The following is a 19,204-nucleotide window of genomic DNA, read 5'->3' as shown; positions in this document are numbered from 1 at the left end:
TGCCGGCGAGACCCCTTCGGGCTCGCCGGCAACGTTCCGTCAGTCCCCCGTCGACTCCCGCGTGCTGCGCGGCCGCATGTCCGTCCAGACCCGGTCGATGTGGGCCAGGCAGTCGGGGCGCGTGCCGGTGAAGCCTTCCGCTTGCCAGCCTGCCGGGATGTCTCGGTCGGTGGCCCAGACCGAGTATTGGTCCTCGTCGTTGATCACGACTCGGCAGATGGCTTCGGGTTGTTCGTCGGTGGTCATACCTTCTCCAATTCGAGTTCGGATGACGCGGCGGCGGTGGTCGCGGCCGTCCGCTTCTTGCGGCGTTCCTCGATGCCGATCAGGTCGTCGGGCATCGCGTCCGGGACCTCGTCGTCGAAGTGCGAGAGCACCCGGTGTCGGAACGAGGCGAGCGCGAGCAGGATCATCGCGGACGCGCACAGCAGGTACAGGAATCCGGTGCCTCGGCCATCCCCCACGCCGATCACCCGACCGACGCTGGAGGCGAGCGCCCCGCCCGGCCTGAACAGCGGTTCGAGCAGGTGCACCGCCAGCGGCGCGATCACCCCGAAGCCCAGCGGCAGGGTGGACCACGCGACCATCGTGTTCAGCGCGATCACCCGGCCGTGGAACCGCTGCGGCACCTTGACCTGGATGATCGTCGCGTAGATCCCGTTGAGCAGGGACAGGCCGAAGAACACCCCGAAGAAGCCGATACCGACCAGCACCGGCGAGGGCCGCAGCCCGGCCACGAACGCGAACACCGCGATCAGCATGGTGGCCAGCAGGATCCCGTGCATCCGGCGATGCCGAGGCCCGCCCCACACCCCCATCGCCACTCCGCCGAGCAGCGCCCCCGCGCCACCCGCGACGCCGATCACACCGGCGGTGTGTACCGATCCGAAGGACAACACCAACGGCGTCATCAACACCAGCATCGGCGCCAGGAACACGTTCAGCAGTGCGAAGTAGAGCAACATCGTGCGGAATCCGGCGTGCCCCATCGAGTAGCGCACCCCGTTGGCGATCTCCTTGACCATCGTCTCGCGCCGGGTCTGCGCCATCGTGTCGGGGAACGGGACGAACGCGACCACCGTCACCGCGATCAGGAACGTAGTGATATCGATCAGCAGGATGCCGCCGAGTCCGATGCTCGCAAGCAGCGCCACCGCGATCAGCGGGACCACCAACTGGGCCAGCCCGGTGGACATTTGCACGATGCCGTTGGCGTGTCCCAGATAGCGCTTGGGCACCAGTTGCGGTACCGCGGAGTTGTAGGCGAGCCGCTGGAAGGTGGCGGTCACCGACAACACCACCAACAGGCCGTACACCGAGCCCACGCCCAGTTGCCCCGCCCACAGGAGCAACGCCATCACCACCTGGACCGCGCCCGCCGCGCAGTCCGCCGCCAGCATCACCGACCGCCGGCTGTTCCGGTCCACCACCGCGCCCGCCAGCGGCGCGATCACGATCCCCGGCACCAGTGCCAGCACCGAGAACAGCGCGAACTGGGTGAGGGAATCCGTACGCAGATAGATCCAGATCGGAATCGCGAACTCGGTCAGCGCCGACCCGGTGATCGAGGCGAGTTGCCCAAGGGCCACCGCCATGAACCGGCTCATGCTGGGCCGTACCGCGCGCCGATCCGCCGGCCCGACGTCCACCACGGAGCCCGATCCCGAGCCCGGTACCTGCTCGGCCTGCGACCCGGCCTCGGCCCCGGAGACCCCGTGCAGCCACCACCCGGCATCCTCCCCGCGCACCGCCCGGGTCAGTGGCTCGGTACGATCGCGCGCCATCGCGTCGTGCGTCGCGGTGACGATCTCGGCCAACTCCTCGGCCCGGTAGCGCAGGAAGTAGTGCCCCGCCTCGTCGATCACCACCAGTGCGGTGGCGGCGGCCATGAAGTGCCACTCGCGATAGCGCTCCTGGTAGAACTCCGTACTGGGGTCGCGCTCCCCGATCACCGAGATCACCGGCGCGGCGAGCGCCGGCATGCCCTCGGCCATCCGCCGGGTGAAGTACGCCTCCGAGGTCAGCCCGTCCTTGCGCATGTTGCGGATGATGAAGGTGACCTGCTCCTCGTCCAGGTCGCTCAGATCCGCGCCCATCGAGGTCAGCCAGTTCAGGTGCACCCGGTCCCCGCGCAGCCGTTCCAGTCCGGCGAATCGGGACAGCGCGCCGAGCAGGCCGCCTTCGGGCCGGGCGAACGGGAAGATCGCGCCGAGGTAGACCGCCTCCAACCGGCGACCGGACTGCTCCAGGAGGTGGGCGATCTGCGCGGTGAGCGCGCTGCCCACCCCGCAGTGCCCGTACAGCGCCAGGGGGCCATCGACCCGGGCCAGGATCTCGTCCACACACTCCCGGGCGACCTCCTCGATCGGCCGAGGCGCCTCGGGCATCGACAGGTCGTGGCCGGGAATCGCCACCGAGTAGAGCGAATGACCCGCCGGCAGCGCATCGGCCAGCGGTTGGAAGACCACCGCGCTGCCCCCGCCGTAGGGGACGCACACCAGCGAGAGCACCCGCTGCCCGGCCGGCACCGGTCGGGTCAACTCGTGCAGCAGCGACCGGGGTTCGTTCTCGTCCACCGGCCGGGCAAGCAGTTCGGCGAGTTCGCGGATGGTGCGGTGTTTGAACAGCTCCAACAGCGAGACCTGCCGACCGCCCGGGGGTAGTGCCTTGCGCAGCCCGGCCAGCACCTGCATGGCAAGGAGCGAGTGCCCACCCAGTTCGAAGAAGTCGTCGGTGACGCCGACCGCGTCGAGTTCGAGCACCGCAGTCCAGATCCCGACCAGCGCCTCCTCGACCTCGCCGACCGGCGCCACCCGCTCCCCACCGGCCGCCCCGCCGCCGGCGTCGGGTTCGGGCAGCAGCGCCCGATCGACCTTGCCATGTGCCTTCAGCGGCAGCCGATCCAGCCACACGAACCGCGACGGCACCATGTACTCCGGGAGCCGCAGCAGCAGTTCGCGCCGCAACTCCGCAGCCGCCGGCGGCTCGCCCGGATCGTCCTCCGGCGGCACCAGGTAGGCGATCAGCCGCTGCCCGCCCACCGGCCCGCGCGCGTCCACCACGGCCTGACCGATCGCCGCGTGCGCGCGCAACGCCTCCTCGATCTCGGCCGGTTCGACCCGGTAGCCGCGAATCTTGACCTGCTGGTCGGCCCGCCCGAGGAACTCGAGGTCGCCGGTGGGCAGATACCGCCCCAGGTCGCCGGTGCGATACAACCGCCCACCCGGCGGGCCGAACGGGTCGGGGACGAACCGGTCGGCCGTGGCCCCGGGTCGGCCCAGATACCCGCGTGCCAACCGGGCGCCGCCGATGTGGATCTCGCCGGTGACGCCGATCGGTACCGGTTCCAGGTGCGCGTCCAGGAGGTACACCCGCGCGTTCGGCAACGGCCGCCCGATCGGCGTCACCGTCGAGGTCACCGCGGCCCCCGCGCGGATCCGGTAGGTGGTCACCCCCACCGTGGTCTCCGTCGGCCCGTAGTGGTTGACCACCGCACAGGTCCCGAGCCCGGCCAGGTCCCGGGTCCACTCCCAGGCCGAGCCCTCGCCGCCCAGGATCAGCAGCCGCCGGGGCAACAGGCGTTCGGCGCCCACCTCGGCGGCCAGTCCGGCCAGATGGGACGGGGTCATCTTGAGGTAGTCGACCGGATGCCGCGCCAGGTAGTCGGCGAACTCCGCGCCGGACAACCGCTTGGGCATCAGGTGGAGTTCGCCGCCGGTGGTCCAGGCCAGATAGAGCGCGGTGATCGCGAAGTCGAAGGACAACGACTGGGCCAGCCCGTAGACCGCCCCCGGCACCACCTCGAACCGCTCCCGCACGCCGTCCAGATAGGCCAGCGCCTCGCGATGCTGGACGGCGACACCCTTGGGCCGTCCGGTGGATCCGGAGGTGTAGATGACATACGCCAGATTGCCCGGCCCGGCGCCACCGGCCGGCGGCGCCGCGTCCGCCGCCTCGATCGTGTCGCGTTCCCGATCGAGCAGCACGACCGGACCGGTGTGTCCGACGGTTCGCTCGCGCAGCGTCGTATCGGTGACCAGCACCCGGACCCCGGCGTCCGCCATCATGAACGTCAGCCGTTCCACCGGCTGTTCGGGGTCCAGCGGCAGATACGCGCCACCCGCCTTGAGGACGGCGAGCACCGCCACCGCGAGGTCCAACGACTGCTCCAGGCACAGCGCGACCGGCGTCTCCGGGCCGACCCCGCGCGAACGCAACACTCCGGCCAGGCGGTTGGCACGCGTGTCGAGTTCGCCGTAGTCCAGGGTGGCGCCCTGATGGGTCACCGCGGGCGCCCGTGGATCCCGCGCGACCTGTGCCTCGATCGCCCGGGCCAGCGTGGTGTGTTCCGGCAGCGGCCGGGCGGTGTCGTTCCAGTCCGTGACCAGTCGGGCCCGCTCCGCCGGGCCCAGCAGGTCGATCCGGGACAGCCGCGTGTGCGGATCGGCGACCACCGCCCGCAGCAGCGTCTCCAGGTGCCCGGCCAGCCGGGCCACGGTCGCCGCGTCGAACAGGTCGGTGTTGTAGGTGAGGAGCCCGTGCATCCCGGTCGGCGTCTCGAACACGAACAGGCTCAGGTCGAACCGGGTCACCCGGGAGTCGGCGGTGAACCAGTCGTGGTCGAGCCCGGTGAAGCCGCGTTCGCCGCGCCCGTAGTTCTGCAGCGCGAAGGTGACCTGGAACAGCGGCGTCCGGGACACGTCGCGGACCACGTGCTGCCCGCGGACCACCTGGTCGAACGGGAAATCCTGGTGGGCGTACGCATCCAGGCTGCTCTCCCGGACCCGGCCCAGGAGTTCCGCGAAGGTCGGATCACCGGCCAGCGGCGCCCGCATGGCCAGCATGTTGACGAACATCCCGATCATCGGTTCCAGATCCGGATGCGGACGCCCGGCGATCGGCGACCCCACCGCGAAGTCGGTCTGCCCGCCGTGCCGGGACAACACCGCCTGCCACGCAGCCAGCAGGGTCATGTACGGCGTCGCACCGTACGCCCGACCCAACTCGCCGATCCGGTCCGCGAGTTCCGGCTCCAGGGTGAAGGTGTGCGCGTCCCCGGCGAAGGTCTGCTGCGCCGGCCGGGGTCGGTCGGTGGGCAGCGCCAGGGTGCCCAGGCCCGCCAGCCGGTCCCGCCAGTAGGCGGCGGCCCGTTCGCCCTCGGACCCGCCGAGGCGCTGCTGCTGCCAGGCCGCGTAGTCGCCGTAGCGCACCGTCGGCGCGCGCACCGGCGACTCGCGACCGTCGACGAACGCGTTGTAGTCGGACATGAGTTCGTTCACCAACAGGTGTACCGACCAGCCGTCGGCGACCAGGTGGTGCAGGGCCACCACCAGGATGGTGTCCTCCCGGTCCAGGGCCACCAGCGCGGCCCGCACCAGCGGTGGCACCTCGAGGTGGAACGGCCGGGCGAACTCGGTGCCGACGAGCGCGGCGGCCCATCGCTCCCGGGCCGCGAGGTCGAGTTCGGCGGGCGGGGTGTGCCGGGTCAGCGGGATCTGCAACGGCGGCTGCACGGTGGCCACCGGCCGACCGTCGGCGCTGGTGGAGAAGGTGGTGCGCAGGCTGTCGTGTCGGGCCGGCAACTCGTGCAACGCCCGCTCCAGGGCCGCCTCGTCGAGGTGCCCGCGCAGTCGCAGGGCGAACGGGACGGTGTACGCGGCGGTGCCGGGGGTCAGGTTCTCCATGAACCACAGCGGGATCTGCGCCGAGGACAGCGGTACCTCGGCCGAGTCCGGCAGCCGCGGGATGGACGCGGGGGCGGCCGTCGCCGATCGGCGCAGCCGCTGCTCCAACAGGGCCCGCTTGGCGGCGGACAACCCGTTCGGCCGGGCCGCGGGCCGGGTCGGGGGCGACGGCGTGAGTGTCATCGCGAGTCTCCTGTCTCGGCCCGGTCCAGGACCAGCCGTTCGGCGTCCGCTTCGGAGAGCGTGTCGAGGTCGACCAGCAGCAGTTCCTCCACCGCGGCGGCCAGTCCGGCCACGGTGGGGTCGGCGAACAGGGCGCGGATCGGCACCGCGAGTTCGACCGCGGCGCCGAGCCGGGCCACCGCCCGGGTGGCGAGCAGCGAATGCCCGCCGAGCGCGAAGAAGTCGTCGAACGCGCCGACTCGCGGCACTCCGAGTACCTCGGCGAAGATGTCCGCGACCAGTTCCTCGGCGCTGTCCCGTGGGGCGACGAATTCGGCCGTCGGGCCGGTCGGCGGCTCGGGGTCGGGCAGCGCGGCCCGGTCCAGTTTGCCGTTCGCGGTGAGCGGCAGACGAGCCAACGGCACGAATACGGCGGGTAGTTGATGGGTGGGCAGGGTGCGGGCCAGCGCGCCGCGCAGGGCCGTCGGGTCCGGGAGGGAGGTCGCGCCGTCGCCGTGCGGGACCAGGTAGGCGACCAGGCGCGGATCGCCCTGCTCGTCCCGGAGCTGCACGGTGGCCTGGGCGATCTCGGGCCGGGCGACCAACGCCGCCTCGATCTCCCCGAGTTCGATACGGAAGCCGCGCAGCTTGATCTGCCGGTCGAACCGGCCGAGGAACTCCAGGGCGCCGTCCGGGCGTTGCCGGACCCGGTCGCCGGTGCGGTAGAGCCGGGCGCCGGACGGCCCGTACGGGTCGGGCACGAAGCTCGCCGCGGTCAGGCCCGGGCGGCCGAGATAGCCCCGGGCCAGCCCGGCGCCGCCGAGGCACAGTTCGCCCGGGACACCCGGCGGCACCGGTTCGAGATGCCGATCCAGTACGTGGGCCCGGGTGTCGGCCAGCGGGTGTCCGATCGGCGGACGGGTACCGTCCCACGGTCCGCCGGCCCCGCCGGCCAGCCCGGCCGAGGTGGCGATGACCGCGGTCTCCGTCGGGCCGTATGTGTTGACCACCTCGACCCGGTCGCCGAACAGCCGATGCCATCGGCGCATCGCGGCGAGGTCGGCCTGATCCCCACCGAGGATCAGCAGCCGCAATCGGTCCGGCCAGGCCGTTCCGGGGGTCTGGGCGACCAGTTCGTGCCAGTAGGGGGTGGGCAGGTCGAGCACGGTCAGCGTGCGTCCGCCCGGACCCGCGAAGAAGTCCGGAAGCAGTCCGTCGGCCGGAGCGAGCACCAGTGTGGCGCCGGACAGCAGGCTCGGATACACCTCTTCGACGTGCGTATCGAAGCCGAACGACGCGAACTGCAACACTCGGTCGGCCGGTCCGGTCCGGTAGCGGTCGCGCATCCAGGCGACCCGGCAGGCCAGTGCCTCTCGGGTGATCAGGGTGCCCTTGGGCTGCCCGGTGGAGCCGGACGTGTAGATGATGTAAGCGAGTTGCTCGGGTTCGGCGATCGGGGCGAGCGGTTCGGCCTCGGCCTCCGGTCCGGTCCGCGTCGTGGTGTCGTCCAGGATCAGCAGCGGCGGCTCGAAGGACGCGAAGCGTTCGGCGAACTCCGGCCGACTCAAGACGCGTTCCGCTCCGCTGTCGGTCAACATCCAGTCGATCCGCCGGTCCGGGAGCGTCGGGTCGACCGGCAGGTAGGCGCCGCCCGCCTTGAGCACGGCGAGCAGCGCGACGATCGTCTCGATCGAACGCTCGGCGCACACCGCGACCACCGAGTCCGGACCGGTGCCGGCCCGGCGCAACAGTCGGGCCAACCGATTGGCCCGCGCGTCGAGTTCGGCATAGCCGATCCGGACGTCGCCGCACTCGACCGCGTCGGCGTGTGGTGTGCGCAGCGCCTGGACCTCGAACGCGAGTACCGGATCGGGGCGTTCACCGCCGGTCGGACCGACCGCGGCGGCCAGCACCCGGGCGCGCTCCGCGGCCGGCAGCAGCGGCAGCCGGGACAGCGGCGTGTCCGGCTGTGCGACCGCGCCTTCGAGCAGCGTCTCGAAGCAGCGGGCCAGCCGGGCCACCGTCTCCGGCGCGAACCGCTCGGTGTCGTAGACGAACTCGACGACCAGCTCGTCACCCTCCGGCCAGACCTCCAGGGCCAGGTCGAACTTGGCCTGCCGGAAGCCGGATTCGAAGCCCTCGGCGGTCACCCCGACCAGCCGCAGGCCGGCGCCGGCGGGTGGCCGCAGGGTGAGCATGGTCTGGAACACCGGCGGACTGTCCGGATCACGGTCCAGGTCCAGCGCGGTCAGCAGCCGTTCGAAGGGCACCTCCTGGTGCTCGTACGCCTGGAGGGCCACCGTGCGGGTCCGGGCCAGGAAGGTCCGGAACGTGGGGTCCCCGGCGGTGCTCCCGCGCATCACCAGCATGTTGAGGAAGTAGCCGACCAGCGGCTCGTACTCCTCCTCGTCCCGGCCCGCCAGCGGCGAGCCGACACACACGTCCTCCTGATCGCAGTAGCGCGCGAGCAGGGTCTGATACGCGGCGAGCAGGGTCATATAGAGGGTGACCCGCTCGCGTCGGGCCAGTTGCTCGATCCCGGCGCGCAGTTCGGCGGGCAGGTGGTGGGTGACCGTGCCGCCGCGACCGGCCTGCCCGCCTCCGGGCGTCCGCGGTCGGTCGACCGGCAGGTCCAGGGTGGGCGCCCCGACCAGCTGTTCGGTCCAGTAGGTCAGTCGGGTCCGGAAGTCCGGGGAGTCGACGAGTTCGCGCTGCCGCTCCACGTAGTCCGTATAGCGCAGCGGCAGCGGGTCCAACGGCGATGGGCGTCCGTCGACGAAGGCCGCGTACAGCGCGCAGAGTTCGCTCTCCAGGACGGTCATCGACCAGCCGTCGGAGACGATGTGATGCAGGGTCAGGCACAACACGTGGTCGTCCCCGGCCGGGTCCAGGCGCAGCAGGCTCGCCCGGAACAGTGGGCCGCGGGCCACGTCGAACGAGCGGTTGGTGCGCTCCGCGACCAGTTCGCGGGCCCGCCGTTCGCGTTCGGCCGGGGCGCCGGTGACGTCCACACGTTCCAGGGCGAAGGCCCCGGGCGGGCCGATCACCTGGGTCGGGACGCCGTCCTCGGCGGGGAAGGTGGCGCGCAGGCTGTCGTGGCGCGCCACCAGTTCGGTCAGTGCGCGGTCGAGCGCGTCGACGTCGAGCGGGCCGCGCAGTCGGTGGATCTGGAACATGTTGAACGCCGCTTCGCCGGGGTTGATCCGGTCGAGCAGCCACAGTCGTTCCTGGCCGGCCGACAGCGGGTGCGGGCGGGCGGGCGGAGCGTCGTTTCGGGATGGGGTGTTCATGGCCGCCGTTCGCCTCGCATCGCGGAGACCGCGCTGGTGAGTCCGGTGATGGTCGGGGATTCGAAGAACACGTGCAGCGGTACGTCCACGCCCAGGCGCTTGCGGATCCGGGCGCCGATTCGGGTCACGGTCAGCGAGTGGCCGCCCAGGTCGAACAGGTCCTCGTCGGGGCGGATGTCGTCCAGGCCGAGCACTTCGCGCCAGATCGCGGTGATCTCCTCGGTCGGACCGTCGGGCTCGGCGGCCAGGTCGGCTCGGTCCGCCGGGGCGGATGCGGCCGGCGGGTCGGTGTCGATCGGCTCCACGATCCGCAGGCGCGGCGGCGCGGGCAGGGCGGCCCGATCCAGTTTGCCGTTGGGGGTGAGCGGCAGTCGTTCCAGTGCGACGTACACACTCGGCACCAGTGCCCGGGGCAGCGTCGCGGCCAGGTATACGCGCAGTTCCGCCGAGCTGGGGGCGGCGGCACCGCGCGGTACCAGGTAGGCGACCAGATACGGCCCGTCGGCCGCGTCGTCGCGGAGCAGCACGGCGGTCGCCGCGATCTCGTGGTGTTCGAGCAACGCGCGCTCGATTTCCCCGAGTTCGATCCGGTGGCCGAGGATCTTGACCTGGTGGTCCACCCGGCCGAGGAATTCCAGCCGGCCGTCGGCCAGTCGGCGGGCCCGGTCGCCGGTGCGGTAGAGCCGCCCGCCGGGCGGGCCGTACGGATCGGGTGCGAAGCGGTCCGCGGTGACCCCGGGCAGGTTGCGGTAGCCGCGGGCCAGTCCGCTGCCGCCGATGTACAGGTCGCCCGCGACGCCGGTGGGCACCGGGGCGAGCGCCGGGTCCAGGACGTACATCCGGGTGTTGGCGATCGGTCGGCCGATGCTGATCTCCTCGTCGTCGGGGCCGATCTCCGCGGTGCTGGACCACACCGTGGTCTCGGTCGGCCCATACGCGTTGACCAGCCGCCCGGCCCGTCGGCGCAGTTCGCGGGCCAGCGGCGGGGGGAGCGCCTCGCCACCGGCCACGGCGAACACCGCGGGTTCCTCGAAGCCGGCGTCGAGCAACATCCGCCAGCCGGACGGCGTGGCCTGGACGTGGGTGACCCGTTGCCCCCGGATCAGCCGGAGCAGGGCCCGGCCGTCGCGCACCTCGGCTTCCCGGGCGAGGACCAACAATCCGCCGGTGATCAGCGGCACGAACAGTTCCACGGCAAAGATGTCGAACGATGCCGAGGTCAAGCCGAGCCAGACCGCGTCCCGTTCGCTGTCCAGGGTGTCGCGCATCGCGGCGAGCAGGTTGGCCAGCGCGCCGTGTTCGATCTCCACGCCCTTGGGCCGACCGGTGGAGCCGGAGGTGGCCAGCACATAGGCGAGGTCGTGCGACCTCGGCGGCGCCCCGCCGCCGGCCCGGTCCGGGCCGCCGTCCTCGATCAGCAGTACCTGCCCCGCGTGCTCGGGGAAGCGGGACAGCAGGTCGCGTTCGGTCAGCAGCACCGTCGCGGCGCAGTCGGCCAGCACGCCGGCCAGCCGGGCGGCCGGGTATTCCGGGTCGAGGGGCAGGTAGGCGGCGCCCGCGCGGAGGACGCCCAGGAGTGCCGTGGGCAGCGCGGCGGTGCGGCGGACGCAGACCGCGACCAGGGTGCCCGGTCCGATGCCGGCGGCGCGCAGCCGGCCGGCGAGCGCGTCGACCGCCGCGTCCAGTCGGGCGTAGCTCAGTCGCTCGGCGCCGCAGTGCACGGCCGGTGCCTGCGGAGTGCGGGCGACCTGGGCGGCGAACAGTTCGGGCAGGGTGGCCGGGCCCTGCTCGCGCGCGGTGTCGTTGCCGTCGGACAGGATGCGCTCGCGTTCGGCGGTGGTCAGCATGGGCAGTCGGCCCAGCGGGGTGTCCGGGTCGGCGACGATCGCGCGCAGCAGGGTCAGGTGGTGGCCGGCGATGCGTTCGGCGGCGGCGCGGTCGAGGGCGGCGGTGGCGTAGTGCAGGTTGAGGGTGATCCGGTCCGGGTCGTCCAGGCATTGCACGTGCAGGTCGCCGCGGGCGGCCCGGTTGAACATGGTCCAGTCGATCTCGGCGGGGAGTCCGGCGAATTCCGGCACCTCGGTGCGGCGCCGGTAGCTCATCGACACCGGGGCCAGTGCCAGGCGCGGGGTGAGCCCGGCGACCACCCGGCCGAGCGGTACGTCGCGCACCGGGTAGAGCTTGCGCAGATCCGCGCGCAGGGCCTGCGCGAAGTCCCGGAAGGGGGTGTCCGCGCCGGGGTCGGTGTGGATCGGGAGTTCGTTGACGTAGGGGCCCACCCGGTCGCGGTTGTGTGGGGTGCGGGTGCCCAGGTCGATGGCGACCGTGGCACGTTCGTTGCCGTAGCGCCACAGTTGGGTGTGCAGCGCGGCGAGCAGCAGGGCGAAGGTGCTGACGCCCAGGAGTTCGGCGGTGCCGGCCAGGTCGCGGCGCAGGTCGTCGTCGATGGGGATGGGTACGGATTCGGCTGGGCCGGCGGCGCCCGCGGTGCGGCGCCGTCCGGGCAGGATCGTGGCGGGTGGTTCGGCGTCGGTGTCGGCGAAGCGGGTGCGGGCCAGGGTGACGCGCCGGGTGAAGTCGGCCGCCGCACGCGCGAGGTGTTCGGCGTCGGCCGGTTCCGCCGGGTCGGGCAGATCCGGTTTGGTGCCGGTGCCGAACGCGGCGTAGTGCGCGCCGAGTTCGCGGATCAGGATGTCCTTGGAGCCGCCGTCGAAGGCCAGATGGTGGGCGACCACCAGGAACACCCGCGCTCCGGGGCCCGCGTCGATCAGGGTGAAGCGCACGAGTGGGCCGGTGGCCGGGTCGAACGGGTGCAGCGTCTCGCGTCGGATCAGCTCGGCCAGCGCGGCCGGGCGCCGCTCGATCGGGGTGTCGGTCAGGTCCACGCGGCTCAAGCGTGGCACGACGTCGGCGGGGACCAGCCACAGTTCGCCCTCGGCCTCGCGCAGCGCGCCGGCAAGGACCGGGTGGCGCGCGACGACCGCATCGCAGGCGTCGGCAAGCGCCTCGGGGTCGAGGTCGCCGGTGAAGCGGACGGCCAGCGGCAGGTGGTGGGCGGTGCCGGTGGGTCCGGCGAGCTCGGTGAACCGGATGCCGTGCTGGGCCGGTGAGACCGGGGCACGGTAGGGGGGTTCCGGCGGCAGGGATACCGGCTGGGTGTTGCGCATCGTCAGCCCTTCTCGGTGATGGTCGGTGGGTGCGCCAGGGCGTCGGCGTCCCCGAACACCGGCGCCCGGGGGTGGTCGAGTGCATGGGCGCAGGCCGTGACGAAGTCCTGCGCGAGGCGTTCGACGACGGCCGGCTCGAACGCGCGGTCGTTGTACAACAACCAGCCGGCGATGGTGCCGTCCGGCTGTTCGGCGAGCGCCAGTTCGGGCACGCCCAGATCGGGTCGGCCACCGGGTGTGGACCATTCGGCGTCCAACTGCCGGGGCAGTTCGAAGGGTTCGGAGAGCAGGCCGAGGAAGTGGGCCCGGTCGGTCCAGCTCTCGTAGCGGATCCAGGCCGCGTCCGGAAAACGTGGATAGAACTCGGCGAACGGGTACGACTGGTGTTCGGTCGCGGCCAGCGCCGCCGCCTTGACCCGGCCCAGGAGTTCACCGAAGGACGGATCGCCGCCCAGGTCGATCCGGATCAGCAGGGACTGCACCAGGCAGCCGATCAGGTGCTCGCTGCCCGGTCGCGAGCGGCCCGGCACCGGCGACATCACCACGATGTCCCGGACGCCGGCCGCCTTGGCCAGGACGCTCGTCCAGCACGCGGTGGCCAGCATGAACGGGGTGGCGCCGCACTCGCGGGCGGCGGTCCGCAGCCGCTCGACCCGCGCGGCGGGCAACTCGAAGCGCACCGAGCCGCTGTGCAGCCGGCCGGTTTCGACCCGGCCCGGGAAGGGGTCGATCGCGGCGGGTGCCCCGGCCAGCGCCTGCTCCCAGAACGGGCGGGTGCGCGGCCATTGTGCGCGCGCCCAGCCCAGGTGTGCCGAGCAGGGCAGCGTGATCGGCGGCAGCGGGGCGGGCCGATCGGCCCGGAACGCCGAGTAGACGAGCGCGAGTTCGCGCAGCAGCACGCCCATCGACCAGCCGTCGAAGACCATGTGATGGACCGCCAGGATCAGCACGTGGTCCTCGGCGTCGAGTTCGATCACCAGGGCGCGGACCAGGGGGCCCTCGGCCAGGTCCCAGTGTTGTTCGCGCTCGGCGCCGGCGTATTCGCGGGCGAATCGTTCGCGGGCGGCCGGGGTGTCCCCCTCGGCACGTATCCGGCGGATCTCCGGGGGCAGGTCCGGGCGCAGGATCGCCTCGGCCGTGCCGTTCGTGTAGCGAAAGACGGTGCGCAACGCCTCGTGTCGGCGCACCAGTTCGCCCAGGGCCGCGGCCAGGGTGTCCGGGTCGAAGGTGTCGGTGATCCGGATGCCCACGCTGACCGGGCCGACGTCGCGCGGTTCGGCGGTGGCGTACATCCAGGTGAAGAAGTTCTCCTGCTGTGCGCTGAGCGGCATCCGCAGCGGTTCGGCGGCCGCTTCCGGGACATGTTCACGGATCGTTTCGGGGCGGGCCCGGGCCTCGTCGATCCACCGTGCCTGGGCGGCGAGTTCGGGCCGGTCGAAGGCGAGCGAGGCGGGTGCGGCCAGGGCGAACAGGCGTTGCACGGCGGCGGCCAGCCGGGTGGCCTTGAACGAGTCCCCGCCGAGCGCGAAGAAGTCGTCGTCGGGGCCGGGCGCCCGGGCCCCGAGCACCTCGCCCCACAGTCGGCTCAGGGCCGCCTCGGTCGCGGTCGTGGGCGGGCGCCGGTGCGCGGTGTCGCCGGCGCCGAGCAGGGCACGCAGTTCCGGTTTGACCGCCTTGCCCGCCGGGTTCCTGGGGAGGGTGTCCAGGCGCAGGATCCGGGTCGGGATCTCGTGCCGGGCCAGTCGTTCGCCCAGGAACTCCCGCAGCTCGTCGGTCGATACGTCGGCGCGCAGGACCAGTGCGGCGGCCGGCATGGTGCCCATCACCGGGTGCGGAACGCCGAACACGGCGGCGTCGGCGACGGCGGGGTGTTCGTGCAGCGCGGCCTCCACCGCGAGGGTGGAGATGCGGACCGCGCCGGACTTGATCAGGTCGCTGTCCCGGTCGATCAGGTACAGGTAGCCGTCGGCGTCCAGCCGGCCGATGTCGCCCATCCGCACCCAGCCGTCGGTGAACACCTCGGCGTCGGCGTGCGCGTCGCGGTAGTAGCTGCGCGGGGTGGTGGGCGAGCGCAGCCAGATCTCGCCGGCCTCCCCGGTGGGGACGACCGTGCCGTCCGGGCCGACGACGCGCAGGTCGTCCCGGCCGGTGCTGCGCCCCACCGAGGTCGGCCGGGCGGCGTCGAAGACCATGATGGTCTGCGCGGGGGCGGCCTCGGTCGAGGTGTAGGAGTTGACGATGACGGCGTCCGGGAATGCCTCGGTCAGGCCCAGCGCGGTGGTCGCGGGCAGCGCGGCGGCGGTCGAGCCGAAGAGTTGCACGGTGCGTACGTCGTGCCGGGTCCAGGCCCGCGAGTGCACCAGCTCGGCGGCCATCGCCGGCACGGTGAACACGGTGCCGACCGCGTATTCCGCGATCAGCGCACAGAACCGCTCGGCGTCGAAGGCCGGCGCGCACAGTGCGGTCGGCGCCGCGGTCAGCGCGTTGAGCAACATCGTCTGCGCCGCATTGGTGCCGATCGGGAAGGCGTGCAGGAAGTGCCGGGAGTGGGCCAACTGCCGTCTGCGTGGCGCTGGTTCGAGGCCGTGGGCGAGGTTGGCGTGGGTGGCTGCGACGCCCTTGGGGGTGCCGGTGGTGCCGGAGGTGTACAGGATCTGGGCGAGCCGATCGGGGTGCGGTGTGGGCAGTTCGAACCCGTCGCCCGCGGCGGGAGCCGCGGCGATTTCGGCCAATGTCGCGGTCCACGCGCCGGTGTCGGCCGGCCGGATCCCGGTGCCGTGCAGCACGCCGCTCGCCGCGCAGTGGCCGAGCATCGTCCGGATCGTGGCGGGCGGGACGCGCTGCGGCAGCGGCACCGCGACCGCGCCGGCCCGTTGTATCGCGCAGTAGGCGACCGCGTAGTCGGCCCATTCCGCGCCGCCGAACAGCAGTCCGACGCGATCCCCCTCGCGGACTCCTCGGGCACGTAACTGCCGGGCCAGGGCCGTGGATCGGTGGTCCCAGGCGGCGAAGGTGAGCCCGTTTCCGGGTGTCCCGGGGACCAGGATCGCGATCCGGTGGGGGTCGACCAGGGCGCGGGCGGCCAACAGGCCCGGCACGGTCGTGTCCGATTCGGTGGAGCCCGTCGTCGGGCCGATCAATTCCCGGCGGGTGTCGGCGGCGGTCATGGCGCCGCCCGATTCGGCGTCGGTGCGAGCAGGCATGGGTGGGCTGTACGCATGGTTCTCTCCGGGGTAGGAGTGCTGAGTTCCGAGCGCCGCGCAGGCCGCTTCGGTCCGCGCTCGAAAGGCGGAAATGCCGTACAGGAACCGCCGATTCGGCCATGGAGCGATGGCCGTCGGCGACATCCCCAAGACTGTCAATGGACTAGACCAATGACAAGAGCCGGCCCGAATCCCGGTACCGATCCCGGGCGGAAACCAGGTGGTCGGGCCGCCGAAGCGGCCGGTCGGCCGGTCGCGCCCGGCCGAGCGGGGGCGAGCGAATTCCCTCGATCGCCGGTACGAAACCCTCGATTCCCGGCCGGGAAAGGCGAATTCGGCTTCTCAAGAACAGGTCTGTCGCCACCGGCGTTCCGGCGCTAACGTGTGCCTGCCGCACTTCCCTAACCAAGGGTCGATGCTCGGGGAACCCGGCGTACCCGCCGGACATCCGGGTCATCGGCGGAAAGGTATCGCCATGCGCACCGCATCGATTGCCACCGGAAACACCGTCGTCAACGCCTGGCGCTCGGGCGCCGAAACGGCCGACGGTCAGGACAACCCCGCCGGTTCGCTCTACATCGGCGGATCCGCAACGGAACAGGGCCTCACCGAGATCGACGTCGCCGCGATCAGCTGCGGCACCGCGTGTTCCGCGTCGCGCACTCGCTACTGCTGTTGACCGAACCTCACCGACCCGCCGTCCCGACCCGGTCGCCCCGTGCGACCGGGTCCGGGCGGCGGGTCCGTCTCGAATGGGTGGCGATCCGCGCATGGCGATCCCGGTCCGGCCCCGGCCCGTCGTCACCTACGACGACGCGGGTGAATTCGATACCGCGTTCGAGCCCCTGATCGGTCCCGCCGTGGACCGATTCCGACGCGAACTACGCTTCCACTTCCCGGAGTTGTCCACGAGCGAGCGGGAGATCCTGCGGCGCGCCGCCCGCCGCAGCGTGCTCGGCGCGGTCCGGCCCCGGGCCAACCGGCTGCTCCTGCTCGAACTGCACGCCGCGCGGATGTCCGGCCGGCTCACCCGCGCCACCAGCGAGCAGCGCTGGGACGAATTCCTGGAACTCGCCGGCGAGCCCGCCTTCTGGACCGAACTCGACGCCGAATACCCGGCCTTCGCGCCGCGCCTGGAGCGGGTGATCGAAAACCGCCACACCGCGCTGCTCGACCTGGTCCGCCGGCTGGCCGCCGACCGGCCGCGGCTGGCCGACCTGCTCGGCAGCGCGCCCGGCGAACTCCTCGAACTCGCCCTGGACGCGGGCGACTCGCACCGGGGCGGACACACCGTTGCCCTGCTGCGCTTCGAGGCCGGCCGTGTGGTCTACAAACCACGCCCACTGGACGTGGACGTCGCGCTGGCCGGCACCCTGGACACACTGCTTGCCGGCACCCCGCGGGCGGACCGGATCGCGGTGCCGCGGGTGTTGCGCGGCGCCGACTACGGCTGGGCCGAACACATCGGGCATCGATACTGCGCCGACGCCACCGAACAGGCCCGGTTCTACCGTGGGTTGGGCGAGTGGATGTGCGTCGTGCAACTCCTCGGCGGCACCGATCTGCACTCGGAGAACGTGATCGCGCGCGGGCCGGTCCCGTGGGTGGTGGACTGCGAGACGTTGTTCAGCCCCGAACCGCACGTGGGCCCCACCGGGCTCGGCGACGCCTTCGACACCGCCGCCGCCTCGGTCCGGCGGACCGTGCTGCGCACCGGCCTGCTGCCGATGCGGTTGGGCCAACTCGCCCTCCAGGGCGTGGACATGTCCGCCGTGGGTGCGCTGCCCGAGCAACAACCGCGCGTCCCGGTACCGGTGATCGCCGGCGCCGGTACCGATCTGGCCCGACTGGTGATGGAGCCCGCCGACGTGGCCGGATCGGCCAACCTGCCCGATCCCGACGCCGATCCGCTCGCCCATCAGGACGACATCGTGCGCGGCTATCGCGACCTGCGCGCCCGCCTCGAGGGGCGGGATCGGGCCGGGCTGCTGCGCCCGGCACTGGACGTCTTCGCGGGTTGCGATCTGCGGGTGGTACTGCGGCCCACGCAGGTCTACGTCGAGATCGGCCGGATGTTGTGGCACCCCGCGTCGCTGCACGACCAGGCGCCGGCCGTGGCCCGGGCCGAGGATGTGCTGATCCGGCAGGCCAGGGCGCTGCACGGGGCGCCGACCGATCCGGCGGTGGTCGCGGCCGAAGTCGCCGAACTCCTCGACGGTGACATCCCGTTCTTCGCGATGCGGCCCGAGCACGGCCGGATGAGCGGGCCGCGCGGGACCGGTTGGGGCGAACCGGCCCAGCTGATCGACGCGAGTGTGGCGCGATGGCGCGCGGGGGACCCGGAGTTCGAGGAGGTGATGATCCGCTCGGCGCTGCTCGGCGTCTACCGCGACCGCAGCGCGATGCCCGAGGGCGAGCGGCAGCACGAGGTGGCCACCCGGCACGGCGACCTGGAATCGCGCCGCCGCGAACTGGCCGCCGAACTGGCCCGCGACCTGTGTACCCGGGCCGTGGTCGGGGCGGACGGCACGGCCACCTGGATCGGGCCGGTGTACACGGACAACGGGTTCAACGTACGGCCGTTCGCCGCCGACCTGTACAGCGGGCAGGCCGGGGTCGCGCTCGCTCTGCAGGCGTATCTGGCCGAGTCGCGCGCCGGGCGGGTGCCGATGCCGGCCGAACTGCCCACGATCGCCGACGGTGCGGTCCGGGCGCTGGCGGCGATGGAGGACGCGGTGCCGACGAACCGGGTCGGCGCGTTCGACGGGATCGGCGCGGCGGTGCGGACGTGGTTGACGCTGGCCTCGGCCTCGGGCCGAGCGGCCGACCTGGACCGGGCGATCCGGCACGCCGAGCGCGCACCGGGCCTGCTGGCCGGGGACACCACCCTCGATGTCGCGGGCGGCGCCGCCGGCCTGATCGTGCCGTTCCTCGCCCTGGCCGAGCGGACCGGCGAGGCCCGATGGCGCGAAATCGCGGAAAACGCCGCCGCGTTGCTGGCCGAGCGAGCCGTCGTCGAAGCGGAACTCGGCGCCCGCTGGCCGACCGCACTCTTCCCCAACGGCATCGGCGGCTTCGCACACGGCGCGGCGGGCATCGGCTGGGCGCTGGCCCGGCTGGGCCTGGCGGGCGAACACCCGGAACTGCTCGAACTCGCGGACGCGGCTTGCGCGTTCCAGGACTCGCTCTACCGCCCGGAAGAGGGCGGCTGGCTCGACTGCCGGGAGGAGGGCGAAACCCTGTTCCTGGACTCCTGGTGCCACGGCAGCACCGGCATCGGCCTGGCCGCGTGGGACCTGCACACCCGCACCGGGTCGCCGGCCCACCTGGACCGGGCCCTGCGCGCGGCGGCGGCCACGTGGCGTACCGGTTTCGGCTGGGACTACACCCTGTGCCACGGCGACCTGGGCTCCTGGGAACTCCTGGACACCGTCCTGCGCGGCGCCCCCGAGCAGTTGCGCGCACGGGTGCCCGACGCCCCCACGCACGACGAGTTGGACGCCCTCCTGCTCACCGCCCTGGAAACCTACGGCCCACACACCGAGAGCACCGCCCACACCACCACCGCCGCCCTCCTGCCCGGCAGCGCGGGCGCCCTCCACCAACTCCTGCGCATGCACCGCGGAAACGACGGACGGGTGCCCTCCCTCCTCCTGCTCGACGAACTCTGAGCCGACCACGGCGGCGCGCACACATGT

The 19,204-nt window shown here is 72.5% G+C and carries 7 protein-coding genes; 2 read left to right on the top strand and 5 right to left on the bottom strand.

Annotated elements, in window-relative coordinates:
• Positions 1–39 precede the first annotated feature (39 nt).
• The 5 genes from ABIA38_RS09240 to ABIA38_RS09220 are packed head-to-tail and all read right to left on the bottom strand — an operon-like array spanning position 40 to position 15,506.
• Entirely contained in the window at positions 40–246 is a 207-nt protein-coding gene (locus ABIA38_RS09240; protein ID WP_424638000.1) for an MbtH family protein, read from the bottom strand.
• Positions 243–5,867, bottom strand: coding sequence for a non-ribosomal peptide synthetase/MFS transporter (locus ABIA38_RS09235; RefSeq protein ID WP_424637999.1), 5,625 nt, complete (start codon positions 5,865–5,867; stop codon positions 243–245). Before ABIA38_RS09235 ends, ABIA38_RS09240 begins: the two co-directional genes overlap by 4 nt.
• Positions 5,864–9,136: a non-ribosomal peptide synthetase gene (locus tag ABIA38_RS09230; RefSeq protein WP_424637998.1), complete on the bottom strand. Its 3,273-nt coding sequence runs from the start codon at positions 9,134–9,136 to the stop codon at positions 5,864–5,866. The genes ABIA38_RS09235 and ABIA38_RS09230 overlap by 4 nt, the downstream gene beginning before the upstream one ends.
• The gene (locus tag ABIA38_RS09225) at positions 9,133–12,303 is read right to left on the bottom strand and encodes a non-ribosomal peptide synthetase (protein ID WP_424637997.1); all 3,171 of its coding nucleotides are present in this window, start codon (positions 12,301–12,303) and stop codon (positions 9,133–9,135) included. The genes ABIA38_RS09230 and ABIA38_RS09225 overlap by 4 nt, the downstream gene beginning before the upstream one ends.
• 2 nt (positions 12,304–12,305) lie before the next feature.
• The gene (locus ABIA38_RS09220) at positions 12,306–15,506 is read right to left on the bottom strand and encodes a condensation domain-containing protein (RefSeq protein WP_424637996.1); all 3,201 of its coding nucleotides are present in this window, start codon (positions 15,504–15,506) and stop codon (positions 12,306–12,308) included.
• 475 nt (positions 15,507–15,981) lie between these two features.
• Here ABIA38_RS09220 and ABIA38_RS09215 point away from each other — a divergent pair, with 475 nt between their 5' ends.
• Together ABIA38_RS09215 and ABIA38_RS09210 are read left to right on the top strand one after the other, a co-directional pair.
• Positions 15,982–16,185: a DUF6229 family protein gene (locus ABIA38_RS09215; protein WP_424637995.1), complete on the top strand. Its 204-nt coding sequence runs from the start codon at positions 15,982–15,984 to the stop codon at positions 16,183–16,185.
• A 91-nt stretch (positions 16,186–16,276) separates the two neighbouring features.
• Positions 16,277–19,177: a type 2 lanthipeptide synthetase LanM family protein gene (locus ABIA38_RS09210; RefSeq protein ID WP_424637994.1), complete on the top strand. Its 2,901-nt coding sequence runs from the start codon at positions 16,277–16,279 to the stop codon at positions 19,175–19,177.
• Positions 19,178–19,204 lie beyond the last annotated feature (27 nt).

It is taken from the genome of Embleya sp. AB8 (assembly GCF_049739465.1).
Taxonomy (GTDB): domain Bacteria; phylum Actinomycetota; class Actinomycetes; order Streptomycetales; family Streptomycetaceae; genus Embleya.
The sequence above is the reverse complement of the archived record's forward strand: the minus strand, read 5'-3'. Positions and strand labels throughout refer to the sequence as shown.